At 30.2% G+C, this 15,917-nt stretch carries 17 protein-coding genes; all 17 read left to right on the forward strand.

Annotated elements, in window-relative coordinates:
• Positions 1–4: 4 nt before the first annotated feature.
• Entirely contained in the window at positions 5–304 is a 300-nt protein-coding gene (locus KQI38_RS19520; protein WP_216562456.1) for an EscU/YscU/HrcU family type III secretion system export apparatus switch protein, read from the forward strand.
• Complete coding sequence (locus KQI38_RS19525) at positions 294–647, forward strand: YraN family protein (protein WP_216562461.1); 354 nt, start codon at positions 294–296, stop codon at positions 645–647. Before KQI38_RS19520 ends, KQI38_RS19525 begins: the two co-directional genes overlap by 11 nt.
• Before the next feature lie 99 nt (positions 648–746).
• Entirely contained in the window at positions 747–2,276 is a 1,530-nt protein-coding gene (locus tag KQI38_RS19530; RefSeq protein WP_216562463.1) for a YifB family Mg chelatase-like AAA ATPase, read from the forward strand.
• Between the two features lie 6 nt (positions 2,277–2,282).
• Positions 2,283–3,377 carry a DNA-processing protein DprA gene (gene dprA / locus KQI38_RS19535; RefSeq protein ID WP_216562465.1) on the forward strand — a complete coding sequence of 365 codons (1,095 nt, stop codon included), beginning with the start codon at positions 2,283–2,285 and terminating at the stop codon, positions 3,375–3,377.
• Positions 3,378–3,401: 24 nt separating this feature from the next.
• Complete coding sequence (gene topA / locus KQI38_RS19540; protein WP_216562467.1) at positions 3,402–5,486, forward strand: type I DNA topoisomerase; 2,085 nt, start codon at positions 3,402–3,404, stop codon at positions 5,484–5,486.
• Between the two features lie 128 nt (positions 5,487–5,614).
• On the forward strand, positions 5,615–6,394 hold the full coding sequence (gene codY / locus KQI38_RS19545; RefSeq protein ID WP_094900071.1) for a GTP-sensing pleiotropic transcriptional regulator CodY: 780 nt from the start codon (positions 5,615–5,617) through the stop codon (positions 6,392–6,394).
• 239 nt (positions 6,395–6,633) lie between these two features.
• On the forward strand, positions 6,634–7,011 hold the full coding sequence (gene flgB, locus KQI38_RS19550) for a flagellar basal body rod protein FlgB (RefSeq protein ID WP_338114490.1): 378 nt from the start codon (positions 6,634–6,636) through the stop codon (positions 7,009–7,011).
• 2 nt (positions 7,012–7,013) lie between these two features.
• Positions 7,014–7,454 (forward strand): flagellar basal body rod protein FlgC, encoded by a 441-nt coding sequence (gene flgC / locus KQI38_RS19555; RefSeq protein ID WP_094900073.1) that lies wholly within the window; start codon positions 7,014–7,016, stop codon positions 7,452–7,454.
• 5 nt (positions 7,455–7,459) lie between these two features.
• Positions 7,460–7,756, forward strand: coding sequence for a flagellar hook-basal body complex protein FliE (fliE, locus tag KQI38_RS19560; protein ID WP_216562471.1), 297 nt, complete (start codon positions 7,460–7,462; stop codon positions 7,754–7,756).
• Positions 7,757–7,781: 25 nt separating this feature from the next.
• Positions 7,782–9,299: a flagellar basal-body MS-ring/collar protein FliF gene (gene fliF / locus KQI38_RS19565; protein ID WP_216562473.1), complete on the forward strand. Its 1,518-nt coding sequence runs from the start codon at positions 7,782–7,784 to the stop codon at positions 9,297–9,299.
• 12 nt (positions 9,300–9,311) lie between these two features.
• Positions 9,312–10,316, forward strand: coding sequence for a flagellar motor switch protein FliG (fliG, locus tag KQI38_RS19570; protein ID WP_094900076.1), 1,005 nt, complete (start codon positions 9,312–9,314; stop codon positions 10,314–10,316).
• A complete protein-coding gene (locus KQI38_RS19575) occupies positions 10,309–11,076 on the forward strand; it encodes a FliH/SctL family protein (RefSeq protein WP_216562475.1) in 768 nt (255 codons plus the stop codon). The genes fliG and KQI38_RS19575 overlap by 8 nt, the downstream gene beginning before the upstream one ends.
• Positions 11,069–12,406, forward strand: a complete 1,338-nt coding sequence (gene fliI, locus KQI38_RS19580) for a flagellar protein export ATPase FliI (RefSeq protein ID WP_216562477.1) — start codon at positions 11,069–11,071, stop codon at positions 12,404–12,406. The genes KQI38_RS19575 and fliI overlap by 8 nt, the downstream gene beginning before the upstream one ends.
• A gap of 25 nt (positions 12,407–12,431) precedes the next feature.
• On the forward strand, positions 12,432–12,869 hold the full coding sequence (fliJ, locus tag KQI38_RS19585; protein ID WP_246565943.1) for a flagellar export protein FliJ: 438 nt from the start codon (positions 12,432–12,434) through the stop codon (positions 12,867–12,869).
• A gap of 11 nt (positions 12,870–12,880) precedes the next feature.
• Positions 12,881–14,122, forward strand: coding sequence for a MotE family protein (locus tag KQI38_RS19590; RefSeq protein ID WP_216562481.1), 1,242 nt, complete (start codon positions 12,881–12,883; stop codon positions 14,120–14,122).
• Between the two features lie 13 nt (positions 14,123–14,135).
• Positions 14,136–15,455: a flagellar hook-length control protein FliK gene (locus KQI38_RS22680; RefSeq protein ID WP_216562483.1), complete on the forward strand. Its 1,320-nt coding sequence runs from the start codon at positions 14,136–14,138 to the stop codon at positions 15,453–15,455.
• A gap of 14 nt (positions 15,456–15,469) precedes the next feature.
• Positions 15,470–15,916: a flagellar hook assembly protein FlgD gene (locus KQI38_RS19600; protein WP_216562485.1), complete on the forward strand. Its 447-nt coding sequence runs from the start codon at positions 15,470–15,472 to the stop codon at positions 15,914–15,916.
• The last annotated feature ends 1 nt before the right edge of the window (position 15,917 follow it).

A 15,917-nucleotide genomic window follows, 5' to 3' on the forward strand; every position in this document is an offset into this window, starting at 1 on the left:
TCCTATGGATAAAGGAAAAGATTTAGTTAAAAAAACAACAAATAAGGCAGTTGCATTATCTTATGAAACTAATGATGCAGCACCAAAGGTCATTGCTAAAGGTGAAGGATTTATTGCAAATAAAATAGTTGAAAAGGGATTAGAGGAAGATATAACTATTTATAAAGATGAAAACTTAGTAGAAAGCCTTATTGGATTGGAAATAGATGAAGAAATACCTGAAGAGTTATATGACGCTGTTGCAGAGATAATCTTTTATATCTATAATTTAGATACACAAAGAGGAAGAAATTATGGGAAGTAATATAGAAAAAGGAAAAAAGGGTGAATTGATTGCTAAAGAGCACCTTATTTTAAAAGGATATAATATTTTAGATTTAAATTATAGAAATAAAGTTGGAGAAATAGACATAATTGCTTTAGATAAAAATACATTGGTTTTTATCGAGGTTAAATCAAGGACAAGTACAAATTTTGGATATGCTTATGAAGCAGTTAATAGAAGGAAACAAGAGAAGATTATTTATTGCTCTTACCTATATCTAAATCAAAAAAGATTAATGTCATGTCAGGTAAGATATGACATAATAGAAGTATATTTGACACCGAATATAAAAATAAATCATATAGAAAATGCTTTTTGTTGATAATGATTGGAAAATTGAAAATTTTCACTATTGCCTAGGTAATAAAGTAAACTATTGATGGGATAAAGGAATAAATTAAATGGGGAAAAGGGGTTTATTATGTATTCGAAAATTAATACTTGTGTACTTCAAGGGCTCAATGGTAGTATCGTTGAGGTTGAAGCTGATTTATCTAGAGGTTTGCCAGTATTTAATATAGTTGGATTACCTGATACATCTATAAAAGAATCTAAGGAAAGAGTGAGAGCGGCAATCAAGAATAGCGGGTATGAGTTTCCTCTTAGCAGAATCACTATTAATTTAGCTCCAGCTAACCTGAAAAAAGAAGGCTCTCAAATGGATTTAGCAATTGCTATAGGTATTTTGAAATCTTCTGGTGTTATAATAGAAAAAAACATGGATAATACAATTTTTATAGGAGAACTGTCCTTAGAAGGAAAGATAAATCCAGTTCAAGGGGCATTACCAATGATTATTTCAATGAGAGAATTAAATGTTTCAAGATGCATAGTTCCTTATGATAATAAAGAAGAATGTAGTGTTATAGAGGATATGGAAATAATACCCGTAAGAAGCCTAAATAATGCGGTTGATTTTCTAAATAATGATTTACACATTGATCCATATATTAGAGAATTAAATGAGTTTAATACTGAGAATAGTGAGTATCTTTTAGACTTTGCAGATATAAAAGGGCAAGTTGGTCTTAAGAGATCCTTGGAGGTAGCTGCCGCAGGTTCTCATAATTTGATTATTATAGGACCTCCTGGTGCCGGGAAGACTATGGCTGCAAGACGACTGCCTACAATATTACCTAAATTATCATTTGAAGAAGCAATAGAAGTGACAAAAATCTATAGTGTTTCAGGACTATTACAGTCTAATTCTTTAATTAAAGAGCGCCCATTTAGAGCTCCTCATCACACTGCTTCTGCTATATCTTTAATTGGTGGTGGCAGAATTCCAAAACCTGGAGAAGTTTCATTGGCAAATAATGGTGTCTTATTCTTAGATGAGCTCCCCGAATTTTCAAAAAATGTACTAGAAGTATTACGTCAACCATTAGAGGATGGAACTGTGACTATTTCAAGAGTAAATGCAAGTTTATCATATCCTGCTAAGTTTATGTTAGTGGCAAGTATGAATCCTTGTCCTTGTGGTTATTTCGGAGATCCCTTACATGAATGTACATGTTCTCAAGCTAGTATTGATAGATATCTAGGTAAAATTAGCAATCCATTACTTGATAGAATTGATATTCATATTGAGGTATCACCTGTAGAATATAATGATTTAAAAGGAGATAGAGAGGAAGAGTCATCTTTAATTATTAGAGAAAGAGTAAAAAGGGCAAGAGATATTCAAATTAACCGATATAGAAACCAGAGGATATTTAATAATTCGCAAATACCCAACAAAGATATAAAAAAGTATTGTAAGCTTACTAATAGCTCTGAGAATATTATGAATCAAGCTTTCAAAAAATACAAATTTAGTGGCAGAACTTATAATAAATTGCTGAAGGTATCTAGAACTATTGCAGATTTAGATGGGGAAGAGGTAATTCAAGATAAACATATTTTGGAAGCTATTAGATATAGGACTTTAGATGATAAATATTGGGGGTAGAAGGATTTGAATATTACTCAAAGGGATATTCTTATTTGGTTAAGTAGTTTGGGAATAGGAAATGTTAATATAGGGAAGATTATTGATCATTTTTACGATTTAAGGGACTTGTGGGAGCTTAATAGTAATCAATTTAGTTTTATAAAAAATCTAAATAATGAAGTAAGAGAAAAACTCATACATAATCGAAACAATGAATATATAAAAAGATTATTTGATAATATAGAAAAAGAGAATGTTCATGTTATTACTATATACGACGAAAACTATCCTACTAGATTGAGATATATTAATGATAGTCCAAGAGTGATTTATGTTAAGGGTAATATAATCGAAGAAGACAGTGTTGCAATTGCCATAGTAGGTTCTAGAAAAGCAACAACCTATGGTAAATGGGCTTGTGAAAAATTCACTAAAGAATTAGCAAATTTAGGAGTAACAATTATTAGTGGGTTGGCTTCAGGTATAGATACAATTGCACATAAAACAGCTTTAGATAATGGAGCTAGAACAATTGGCGTTTTAGGCAATGGGATTGATATTGTTTATCCAAAGAAAAATTTATTTTTATATAATGACATAGAAAAAAATGGCGGCATAGTTTCTGAGTTTCCTTTGGGAACTCCTCCTTTGGCTTTTAATTTTCCACAAAGGAATAGAATAATATCTGGATTATCTATGGGAGTTATAGTAGTTGAAGCCCAGGAAAAATCAGGGTCACTGATTACTGCCCATCATGCCTTAGAGCAAGGAAAGGATATTTTTGCATTGCCTGGTAATATTAATAGTATATTTAGTGGTGGAACAAATAAACTAATTAAAGATGGAGCAAAGCCGCTTTTAGAAATAGATGATATAATTGAAGAAATTAATGAATTGCAAGAAAAATTAATATTAAGTAAAAAAGATGGTTTAGATTATTCAAATTATAGTGAAACAGAAATTAAAATAATCAAGTTTTTAGAAGAAGGGCCTTTACATTCAGATAATATTGCATATAAAATGGGCATAGATATAGTTACTTTAAATAGTATACTAACAATTTTAGAATTAAAGGGTTCAGTTAAAGAACTATCTGGTAGAGTATTTACCATTTGTTAGATTTATTTAGTGGAGGTGTAAATATTGCAAAAAAACTTAGTAATAGTTGAGTCCCCAGCTAAAGCAAAAACTATTGAAAGATTCTTAGGAAAAAATTATAAGGTTGTAGCTTCTGTAGGGCATATAAGAGATTTACCAAAGAGTAGTTTAGGAATTGATATAGATAAACAATTTGAGCCTAAATATATAACTATAAGAGGTAAAGGTCCTGTAATTAAGGATTTAAAAGAGGTGGCTAGAAAATCAAAGAAGATATTTCTTGCTACTGACCCTGATAGAGAAGGGGAGGCAATTTCTTGGCACTTGGCTCATATTTTAGGAATAGATGAAAAGGAAAAAGTAAGGGTAGAATTCAATGAAATAACTAAAGATGCTATAACAAATGCTATTAAGAAACCTAGAGCAATAGATTTAAGCTTAGTTGATGCACAGCAGGCTAGAAGAATATTAGATAGACTTGTTGGTTATAAAATTAGTCCTTTATTATGGAGAAAAATCAGAAAAGGTTTAAGTGCAGGAAGAGTACAATCTGTTGCTGTTAAATTAATTTGTAATAGAGAGAATGAAATTCAAAATTTTATACCTGAAGAATATTGGAGTATAAAGGCAAAACTAGAAAAAGATAAAGAGAAATTTGAGGCTAATTTTTATGGAGAAAATATAAATGGTAAGGAAACAAAAATCGAATTAAAGACAAAGTCTGATGTAGATGATATATTAGAAAAAGTTGATAATAATAGTTTTACAGTTAGTAATGTAAAAAATGGGACAAAAAAAAGAAATCCCTATCCACCGTATACTACAAGTACATTACAACAGGATGCTTCAAAAAAACTTGGATTTTCTACTAAAAAAACTATGATTATAGCTCAACAATTATATGAAGGAATCGACATTAAGGGTGAGGGGTCTGTAGGTTTAATTACTTATATGAGAACTGATTCTACAAGAATTTCTAAAGAAGCTATCCAAGCTGCCAATCTATATATTAAAGAACATTTTGGAGAGAAATATACTGATGGTGGAAAAGATTTTGTTAATAAATCAAAGAAGGATTCACAGGATGCCCATGAAGGAATTAGACCTACAAGTATTACTAGATCTCCAAGTTTAATTAAAGATTCGCTAACATCGGAACAATTTAAGCTATATAAAATGATTTGGGAAAGATTTTTAGGTTCACAAATGACTCCAGCTATTTACAACACAATTTCTGTTACAATAGAAAGTAATAATATTTTATTTAAATCTAGTGGCTCAAAGCTAATGTTTGATGGTTTCCTAAAGATATATACTACTACAGATGAAGAAGAAAAGGATATGCAAATTCCACTGCTTGCAATAGGTGATAAATTAAAATTAAAGGATATTAATCCGAATCAACATTTTACTCAACCGCCTGCTAGGTATACAGAAGCATCCCTTATTAAGACTCTGGAAGAATTGGGAATTGGTAGGCCAAGTACGTTTGCACCTACCATAGCGACTATATTAGCAAGAGATTATGTCGTTTTTGATAAAAAATCTTTTGTGCCTACAGAATTAGGGATATTAGTTAATGATTTACTTATAGAATATTTCAAAGACATAGTAAATGAAGAATTTACAGCTGAATTAGAAGAGAAACTTGATGAAATTGCTGAAGGAGATCTACCTTGGGTCAAAGTTGTCGAAAGTTTTTATAAGGATTTCGACCTATTTTTAAAAAAAGCTGAGGAAGAAATCAAAGAGATTGAAATACAAGATGAAATTTCCGATGTGATTTGTGAGAAATGTGGTAAAAATATGGTGATTAAGCATGGAAGATTTGGAAAATTTTTAGCATGTCCTGGATATCCTGAATGCAAGAATACTAAAGCAATTGTAGATGAACTTAATGTTAAATGTCCTAAATGTGATGGGAATCTTGTAAAAAGGAAATCAAAAAAAGGTAGAGTTTTCTATGGATGTAATAATTATCCAAATTGTGATTTTGTATCATGGGATGAGCCTATAGAGGAGAAATGCCCACAATGTGGAGGAATAATGGTAATAAAAAGAAATAAGAAAGAAAAAATAATTAAATGCATAAACAAGGAATGCGAATACATGGAAGTCAAAAAAGTATAAATAATTAAAATTTTCTGTACATTTTTATTTTTTTGTAGTAGAATTATATATGTAGTTAAATGTAAAAAAACAATCGATTTAAAATCTTATAGATAATAAATTGAGTTTATTTTAAGGAGGATGTATATATGGAAAGTTTATTACAAAGAACTAGAAAACTAAACAAGACGTTGCAGGGATATGGCTCTAGAGCTGTGTCTTTTTCAGATTTAAGTGAAATACTTAGTGATATACTTGATGCTAATGTCTATATAGCTAGTACTAGTGGAAAAGTTTTAGGATATGAATTATCGGGAGGATTTGATTGTGATATAGTTCAAGCTGAAATAGTCAAAGAAAAAAGATTTCCTAAAAAATACAATGAAGAATTGTTGAGATATAATGAAACAAATGAAAATATGCGGGAAGTTACCGATTGTGTTTTTGATCAAGTATCAGAATGCCCTTATCCAGATAAAATTGCAACTGTAATTCCAATAAATAGTGGAGGAAAAAGATTAGGAACTTTAGTTTTAGCTCGCTTTGGAAAGGAATTTACTGAAGATGATCTTGTACTAGCTGAATATAGTGCAACTATAGTAGGAATGGAAATACTAAGAGCTAAATCTGAAGAAATAGAGGAGGAGGCTAGAAAGAAATCCATTGTTCAAATGGCTATAGGAACTTTATCTTATTCTGAGTTAGAAGCAATGGAACATATTTTTAGTGAACTAGAAGGTAATGAAGGCTTACTTGTTGCGAGTAAAATTGCTGATAGAGTTGGTATAACAAGATCTGTTATTGTAAATGCCTTGAGAAAATTTGAAAGTGCAGGAGTTATAGAATCTAGATCTTTAGGAATGAAAGGAACACATATTAAAATCTTAAATGATAAATTAATAGAAGAGCTTCTAAAATCAAAAGAATAGTAAATTTACTATTCTTTTTTTATGGGACTTTGGTCTATGGGACTTTAGGGTGATTTAGTTAATTAACGTAATTTTTACTTGCAATAAAATGTTAAAATATGTAATATTAAAAAAGAAGATATTTATCGTTTTATAAGGTTTTTCTAATTATTATGTAGAAAATTCTTATAAAATAGGGTAATATAGAGATACTAGAATAGTAAGAGGTGAACTATATGTTAAGGGGTATTTATAACAATGTGGACTTTTATAAAAAGGCTTTAGATGGAACTTGGGAACGACATAAAGCAATAACAAATAATATTGCAAATGAAAATACGCCTAATTATAAAAGAAAAGTAGTTACATTTGAAGATCAATTAAAACAATCAATTCAGAATAGCAGAATCAATTTAATGAAAACTCATGAAAACCATATTGGTTCTGGGACAAGCAATTTTGCTCCTAGGATTATGGAAGATAAATCCACATCCTATAGATTAGATGGAAATAATGTGAACAGTGATACAGAATCAGCTAATCTAGCTATAAATAATATTATGTATGACACTTTAATCAAGCAAGTAATAGGTGAGTTTGATAAAATAAAAAATGTTATCGCTGAAGGGAGCAAGTAATTATGAGTATTTTTAATTCAATAAATGTATCAGCAACTGCTTTAACGGCAGAAAAAACAAGAATTGATATTATAGCTAAGAACATGGCTAATGCAAGTACTACTCGAAGCACAGGTGGAATGCCATATAGAAGACAAATGGTTGTTTTTGAAGAAAATAAATCAACACCTTTTTCAGAATATCTAAGTAGGCAAACTAATAAATTTGAGGGAAAAGGTGTTAAGATTAGTAAAATCGTCGAAGATGAATCACCTTTTAAACTTGTTTATGAACCAGGGCATCCTGATGCTGATGAAAATGGTTATGTTAAAATGCCAAATGTCGACACTATAAAAGAAATGGTTGACTTAATTAGTGCACAGCGTTCCTATGATGCTAATATAACAGCCATGAATGCATCCAAGTCAATGCTTATGAAGGCTTTGGAAATTGGTAGGAGGTAAGATATATGAATGTAAACAGAATTGATGGATATAAAAGCCTTGCCGAGATTGGCGAAAAGAAATTACTTGATACAAAAGAAGAAAAGAGTTTTAGCAACTTTTTAACAAATGCCTTAAATCAGGTTAATGAAATGCAATTACAAAGTACAGAATATAAAAAATTATTAGCTGTAGGAGAATTGGACAACCTCCATGATCTAACCATAGCTGCAGATAAGGCAGATACTGCTCTACAAGTTGTTATGAGTATAAGAAGTAAAGTTGTAGAGGCTTATAAGGAAATTATGAGAATTCAAATTTAGTAATCCATAGGGAAGAGGTGCAACGGTGCAGGAATCAATACATAAAGTAAGTCTACAACTAACTGAATATTGGAAAGAGATGGATAAAAAGAAGAAAATTAGACTAGTGCTTATTAGCTTGTTTATCATTTTTGCTGTAACTGCACTTATTCTTACATTGACACGTACCAAATATGAGGTACTATATGGTGATTTAAGTTTAAAAGATATGGGACAAATAACTACTAAGCTAGATGAAATGGGTACTCCTTGGAAAACTGGAGATGACCAGAAAAGCATTTTGGTGCCAGCTGAAAGCAAAAATCGTATTAAAATAGAATTGGCTACCTATGGTTTACCCAAAGAAGGATACACATATATGGATGCTTTTAATGATAGTAGTTGGACAATGACAGATTATGATAAGAAGCAAAGGATGAAGTTAGCTTTACAAAGTGAATTAGCATCTACCATATCTGAAATCGATGGAATCCATAGTGCAGAGGTATATATAGCTGAAAAAGAAACAACAAACTTCATTTTAAATAATAATGATGATGATAAAACTACTGCTTCCGTATTTATTGTAAAAGATAGTGGGGGAAAATTATCAGGAGAAAAAGTAAAAGCTATAAAGCATCTAGTATCAGGTCCAATAAACATAGACCCAGAAAATGTTAGGGTAGTTGATGATGAGGGAAGACTTTTAGAAGAAGAAAATGAAAATGATGTTTTTGCAGCTGATCAATTTGCAGTGAAACATAATCTAGAAACTAGAATTAACGATAGTATAAAGAAATTTCTAGAGAATATCGTTGGATTGGGAAATGTTGATGTTATGTCAAGTGTAAAAATTAACATGGATATAGAAAATACTACAATAGTAGAATTTTCTCCACCTATTGAAGGAAATGAAGAGGGGCTTATTCGTTCCCTTGAAGAAGTAGAGGAGCATATGGTAGGTGGTGCTACAGGGGGAATTCCAGGAACTGACACCAATGTAGAAGATTATCAAATGGTTGATGATGGCTCTAGTAGATATGATAAAGTAAGTAGAATAATAAATAATGAGTTAAATGAGATAAATAAAGAAATTAGAAAGACACCAGGTCAAGTAGAAAGCGTTACTGTAGCAGTACTGATTAATAAGGATGCTTTGGTAGATGGTGAAATGACTCCAGAAAGAGAAAAGGAATTTTCTGATTTAATATTTGCAGCAACTGGTTTAGACACTAAACAAGTACAAGTAAAGGCAGTGAGCTTTAATAAACAAGCAGCAGATACTAATATTCTTCAAGGAAAGTCAAATAATTGGTTATATATTGGTATTATTTTATTAGTGTTACTAATATTAGCAATAATTATTTATATGAGGTTAAAAGCTAAAAAATCTGCTACTGATGAATTAGAAAGAATATTAGAAGAGAGATCTTCAATTGAATTAGAAGTTGCGGACCTTGACTTTGATGCAGAAGAATCAAAAATGAAGGCTCAAATTGATAAATTTATTGAAAAGAAGCCTGATTCAGTTGCTCAGTTGCTTAGAAATTGGTTAAATGAATAGGAGCGAGTTAATATGTCTAAGAGACAATTTAGTGGGAAAGAGAAGGTAGCAATATTACTAATTGCATTAGGACCTCAAAAATCTGCTGAGATATTTAAACATCTAAATGAAGAAGAAATAGAAGAGTTAACATTGCAAATTGCAAATATGAGAATGGTTTCTCCTGAGGAGAAACAAACGGTAATTGAGGAATTTTATCAAATATGCTTAGCTCAAGAGTATATATCTGAAGGCGGTATTAACTATGCTAAAGATGTATTAGAAAGAGCTTTGGGATCTGATAAGGCCATAGATATAATTAATAAATTAACATCTTCATTACATGTGAGGCCGTTTGAGTTTATAAGAAAGGCTGATCCAAATCAGCTTTTAAATTACATACAAAATGAGCACCCACAAACAATAGCATTAATATTATCTTATTTGGGATCTTCACAGGCAGCACAAATTCTTTCATCTTTACCATTGGAAAAGCAATCAGATGTTACTAGAAGAATAGCAATAATGGATAGAACGTCTCCAGAGGTTGTAAGAGAAATAGAAGATATTTTAGAAAGTAAATTCTCAAATATTCTAGCACAGGATTATACAACTACTGGCGGAATTCAAGCAGTAGTAGATATTTTAAACTCTGTAGATAGAGGAACAGAAAAACATATAATGGAAGATCTTGATATTAGTGATGCAGAATTAAGTGAAGAAATTAGAAGAAGGATGTTTGTATTTGAAGATATTATTACCCTTGATAATAGAAGTATCCAAAGAATTATTAGAGAAATTGATAACTCTCAATGGGCTATTGCTCTTAAGGGTGCAAGTGAAGAAGTTAAGGACCTTATATTTGCTAACATGTCAAAACGACTAGTTGAAATGATAAAAGAGGATATAGAATTCATGGGTCCTGTGCGTATTAGAGATATAGAAGATGCACAACAAAATATAGTAAATATTATTAGAAAGCTAGAAGATGATGGGGAAATAATTACTCCTAGAGGAGGAGATGAGATAATTGTCTAGTGTTATTAAATCCTTTAGAGTAGTAGAGACAGAGCCAGTGCATTTATCGAAAGACTCAGATAATGAACATGAAAAACTTATGGAATCAATTATTGAAAAAGCAAGAGATGAGGCAAAAGATGAATATGAAAAAATAATTGATGACGCTAAAAAAGAATCAGCAAGAATAATAGAAGATGCTGAGAATCAAAAAGAATCCATGATAAGCTCTGCTTATATTAAATCCAAGGAAGTTTTAGAACAATCTAAAGAAGAAGGCTATAAAAAAGGCTATGATGAAGGTCATGATGAAGGGTATGAAGTAGGTTATAATGAAGGGAAAATTAAATCTGACGCTCTAATAGAAGAAGCTTTGGAAATAAAAAACGGATATTTATCAAAAAAAGAAAGTCTTTTAAAAGAGCTAGAAGCAGATATTATTGAATTAGTCACAAGCATCTATGAAAAGGTAATAAATAAAAAAAATGAAGAGGATACTGATATGATAGTTTCTTTAGTTTTAAATGGGATTAATAGTTTGGATTTAACAGATAAGTTAACTATTATTACTTCTAAAGAAGATTATAATATCTTAGAAATGGCTAAGGATGAAATATTAGCCAAGGCAAGTATGATTTCTCAACTTGATATTAAATATGATATTTCTTTAGAAAAAGGTGATTGTATTTTAGAAACCTCTAAGGGAAATATTGATGTAAGTCTTAAAAATCAATTAGATGAAGTTAGAGAATTACTGACAACAATATTAAATAATGAGTGATGATATGGAAAATACAATTAATATAAAGAAATATATTGAGGCTATAAAAGAAAAAAGATTTGTTAAATATACTGGCAAAATAACAAAGGTTACGGGATTAACTATTGAATCTAATGGACCAATGGCTACTATTGGAGAACTATGCTACATATATCCTTATGGAAGCAATAAACCAATTTTATCTGAAGTTGTTGGGTTTAAAGAAGATAAAATACTTCTTATGCCCCTAGGTGAAATGGAGGGAATTGCTAGTGGTAGTGTAGTTGTTGGAAGTGGTAAAACTCTTAGGGTAAATGTAGGAGAAGATTTAATTGGGAGAGTCCTGGATGGATTAGGAAATCCAATGGATGGATTAGGTCCAATTAAATCAAATAAATATTATCCAGTATCTAATGCTCCACCAAGTCCGCTAGATAGAATGGTCATAAAAGAGCCTTTGTCCGTAGGAGTTAGAGCAATTGATGGCTTGTTGACCTGTGGTAAAGGGCAAAGAGTTGGTATATTTGCAGGTTCAGGAGTAGGAAAAAGTACTTTAATGGGTATGATTTCACGAAATAGTACAGCTGATGTCAATGTTATAGGTTTAATCGGAGAACGTGGAAGGGAAGTTAATGAGTTTATCCAAAATGACCTAACAGAGGAAGGTCTAAAAAAATCTGTAGTGGTTGTTGTAACTTCAGACCAACCTGCTTTAATAAGGGTAAAGGGAGCGATGGTTACTACTGCTATAGCAGAATATTTTAGAGATAAGGGATTAAATGTAATGCTCTTAATGGATTCATTAACAAGATTTGCTATGGCTCAACGTGAAATAGGTCTAGCAATTGGAGAACCACCTGTTACCAGAGGATATACACCTTCTGTTTTTGCAACTATGCCAAGATTATTGGAAAGAACTGGTGCTTCAGATAAAGGCACTATTACAGGCCTTTATACTGTACTAGTAGATGGGGATGATCTAACTGAGCCTGTAACTGACACTGCAAGGGGAATCTTAGATGGACATATTGTTTTGTCTAGAAAGCTTGCAAATGCTACTCATTATCCTGCCATAGATGTTCTTGCTAGTATCAGTAGGGTAATGCCGAATATATCAAGTAGAGAACATATTAAAATAGCCAATTCTATAAAGGATATTATGGCGGTATATCAAGAAGCTGAAGATTTAATAAATATTGGAGCATATAAAAGAGGGTCAAATAAAAAAATCGACACAGCAATTGACTTGATGGAGGATATAGAAAATTTCTTAAAACAGGAAACTTATAAAACTTCAACTTTTCAGGAGACATTAGAGGCGATGGAGAATATTATCAATAAAATGAACTAGATAGCAATGGGGGTAAATTCAATTGATGGGTTATAGTTTTAGATTAGAAAAGGTTCTGGGCTATAAAGAAAACATAGAGAACCTGAAGAAAGCTCAGTATGGAGATGTTAATAGAAGGCTTAATGATGAAGAAGAGAAACTACTGAATTACAATATTCATAAAGAAAATTTGCTGACTAAAAAAAATGAATCCACTAAAAATACTAGTGTTGGTAATTTAAAACTATATAATAATTATTTACAAGATATATCTTCTAATATAAAGAAACAAGAGAGTGTAATTGCTGATATAAAAGAAGAACTTGAGAAAACAAAAGAAGAATTACTAGTTGCAGTGAAGGAAAAAAAGGTATTTGAGAAATTAAAGGAAAATGACTATAATGAATTTCTTTCAGAAATTAAAAAGAATGAAGAAAAAATTGTTGATGGAATAGTTACATTTAATAGTACTACCCAAAAATAGGGGGCAGATCTATGGAAATAGCCAATACAGAAAAAAATAAAAAGGACAATAAATTATCTAAGATAGTAATTATATTACTTATTAGTCTAATAGCTATTCCTTTAGCTATTGTTGGCCTTATTTATAATACTAATAAAAACTTTAAAAATGATGTAAACAATCTACTATCAAAAATGCCTGGAAGTGTGGGTGAGCATTTTAGAAATTATCCAACAGAAGTAGAAAAAAGTGAGAAGGTAGATTATTTATCTAGTTATTTTATAAATCTAGACCCAAATACAGCTGCTGATAAAATGTATATAATAAAAAAAGATGATGAAAAGCTTTATATTGATATTCTTAGAGGGATGAATTCTATTTCGATACCTAAAACAGAAGAAATAGTACTTAAGATACGAAATATGGAGCTAAGAAAAGATTTATTATTTTCACTTTATGATGATGCACAAAAAGAAGAAAAAGAAAGATTTTTATCAGAAGTATCTAGATTTGAGAAGCAAGACATTATGACTTCGCTATTGGAGACAGAAAAAAGATTTTCAGACAGAGAATTTTTAAAGATTTTAGCTGAAATCAAAACAGATAAATTAGGTGAGGTACTTTACTATATAGACTCTGATATAAGAAATTATATATTAGATACCTTTAAAGAAGACAAGAAGATGTTAGTGGAAGCTATTATTTATGAAAAGACAAACGAGGTAAATACTTTAATAGATATAGCTAAAGTATATGAAACAAAACCAACAGATGTTGCGATAGATGCAATAGGTAATACCAATAACTATTCATTATATAAGCTTGGAATTATTTATAAAAATTTGTCAGTGCTAAAGTCAGCTGAACTATTATCTAATATAAAAGATGAAAAATTCATAGAAGACCTGTTTGCATCAATAATGCGTGAAGAAAAATTGACAAATTCAGATACTAATATTACAGGTGATATAAGTAAAGCTATGGAGTTTTTAAATGAATATGGTAATAAAGTAAAAGATCTAGTCGCTATTTATGAAAAAATGTCACCTGATAAAGTAGCTAAGATTGTGGAACAGATGATTAAAAATAATGATACTATAACATCTTTTGAATTGAGTTCTGAAGAGGTTTATGAATTGTCTGATAGTATTATTATTATTGATGTATTGTCACAAATGAAAAATCAAACCTTATCAAAGGTTTTAGATTTTATGGAGCCAGATAAGGCTTCACAAATTACAAGGCTTTTAGCTAAGCCGAAAAATAACAATTGAAGGAGGTGAATAAGTGGAAACTATAGTTGTTGATTTTAAAAGACCTATTAAATTAAACGCTGAATTGAGCAGCAAAAGTGATTTGCTGAAAAGCAAAGATTTTTCATCTACATTTGAATCTCTAAATAAAAAGATTAATGGTAAAGATTCTTCTCAAAATACTTTAAAATCCAATGAAGATAATAAAAATACCATATCTAAAAAGGATGAGGTTCTGAATGAAAATAAGGATATTGATTCGGAGCCAATAGAAGATAATGATGAGAAAAATGATTATTCCTTAGTATATGGAAATATGATGTATTTTTTTAATAATATATCTGATGTAAAAGATGATTCTAAAGGTAGTGAAGAAGTGGAGTTAGATGCTACTGATAGCTCTGAAACTCTAATCCTAGAGCAAAATTTAGGATATATTCTAGAAACAGAGGATGAAACAGAGGAAATCCTTTTAGAAGGCGAAAATATTGATTCAACGATAAAAAAAGATGAAAGCAATAAAGAGATTAATATTAAGGAATCTAATTTAGCTTATGTAACTAAAGATATAAATGAAAATGTAGGAGAAAGCAAATTAGATAATAAAGAATTTAATTTAAATTCTAAAGTTTTACAGAACAAAACTGATGAAGAAAAAAATGATAAAATATCTGTAACTAATGAAAAAAATTCATCTTATATTGAATCTTTGGATAAGAAAATGGAGTTTAGCTCAGAACAAAAGAATAATTCCAAAACATCTTTGTTTGAACATAATTTAGATACTAATGAAGTGGAAAAGACAGATACAGATATAGAAGTTAATGATGAATTTTTTATTTCCATGGATAAAAATGGTATTAAGTTTATAAAAGATAACACTGTGGAATTAGATAAGCCTGATACAATAAATCACAAAGAAGTAATAGAACAAATAGTTGAAAAGGTTAAAATTGATTTATCTAATACTAAAAATGAAATAAGGGTTAGATTGAAACCAGAAGTGCTGGGTGAAATGACTATGAATATTGAAGTGGTTAAAGGTGCAGTTACAGCTAAGATTATGGTTGACAATCAAAGAACTAAGGAAATTATTGAAGGAAACTTAATGCAGCTTAAAGAAGGAATAAAAGATACAGGATTGGAGATTAAGACAGTTGAAGTTTTTGTAGGAAACAATAGCGATTTTGACAAACATAACTCTGGACAATTTAGTTTTAAACAAAATAACAAAAAAATAAAGATTAAATCTCAAGAAAATAAGACTATAAAGCTATATGGTGAACAGCCTATAGAGAATGGAATTAATACTAATGAAGCATATTTAGAGAACAACTTAAATTTATTCGCTTAGAGAGGAGGAAAAAAATGGAGGTAAATAAGAATTATACAGAGTATATTTATAAATTTAAAGATCAAGAAAATAAAAAAATAGAAGATAAACGAAATAATGACTTAGATAAAGATGCTTTTTTAAGATTATTGACTACACAGTTAGCTAATCAGGACCCTCTTAATCCAATGGAGGATAGAGAATTTATTGCACAGCTAGCACAATTCAGTTCATTAGAACAGATGCAGAATTTAAATAAGACTTTTAGTGATAATTTTAAAGAAACGCATGAAATGTTAAAATTAATGAATAAGAATCAAGTAGAGGCAGATATTGCGATATTAAAGGAAATTCTAAATATAAAAAAAGCAATGGAAGCTTATATGGGTAAAGAGCCAGAAATAAAGGATCCAGAGGAAAAAGATCCAGTAGATGACGGTGATGGAAAGAATCCAGAAGGAGATAACACAATAGAAGATTAAT

It is taken from the genome of Tissierella carlieri, assembly GCF_018917285.1.
GTDB lineage: Bacteria > Bacillota > Clostridia > Tissierellales > Tissierellaceae > Tissierella > Tissierella carlieri.

Excerpts from the sequence above, each read along its gene's own strand:
- fliG (WP_094900076.1), top strand. The coding sequence starts at position 9,312 with ATGTCTAAGAGACAATTTAGTGGGAAAGAGAAGGTAGCAATATTACTA.
- KQI38_RS19520 (WP_216562456.1), top strand. The coding sequence starts at position 5 with ATGGATAAAGGAAAAGATTTAGTTAAAAAAACAACAAATAAGGCAGTT.
- fliI (WP_216562477.1), top strand. The coding sequence starts at position 11,069 with ATGAGTGATGATATGGAAAATACAATTAATATAAAGAAATATATTGAG.
- KQI38_RS19525 (WP_216562461.1), top strand. The coding sequence starts at position 294 with ATGGGAAGTAATATAGAAAAAGGAAAAAAGGGTGAATTGATTGCTAAA.
- fliJ (WP_246565943.1), top strand. The coding sequence starts at position 12,432 with ATGGGTTATAGTTTTAGATTAGAAAAGGTTCTGGGCTATAAAGAAAAC.
- KQI38_RS19590 (WP_216562481.1), top strand. The coding sequence starts at position 12,881 with ATGGAAATAGCCAATACAGAAAAAAATAAAAAGGACAATAAATTATCT.
- flgC (WP_094900073.1), top strand. The coding sequence starts at position 7,014 with ATGAGTATTTTTAATTCAATAAATGTATCAGCAACTGCTTTAACGGCA.
- KQI38_RS19600 (WP_216562485.1), top strand. The coding sequence starts at position 15,470 with ATGGAGGTAAATAAGAATTATACAGAGTATATTTATAAATTTAAAGAT.
- fliE (WP_216562471.1), top strand. The coding sequence starts at position 7,460 with ATGAATGTAAACAGAATTGATGGATATAAAAGCCTTGCCGAGATTGGC.
- codY (WP_094900071.1), top strand. The coding sequence starts at position 5,615 with ATGGAAAGTTTATTACAAAGAACTAGAAAACTAAACAAGACGTTGCAG.
- KQI38_RS19530 (WP_216562463.1), top strand. The coding sequence starts at position 747 with ATGTATTCGAAAATTAATACTTGTGTACTTCAAGGGCTCAATGGTAGT.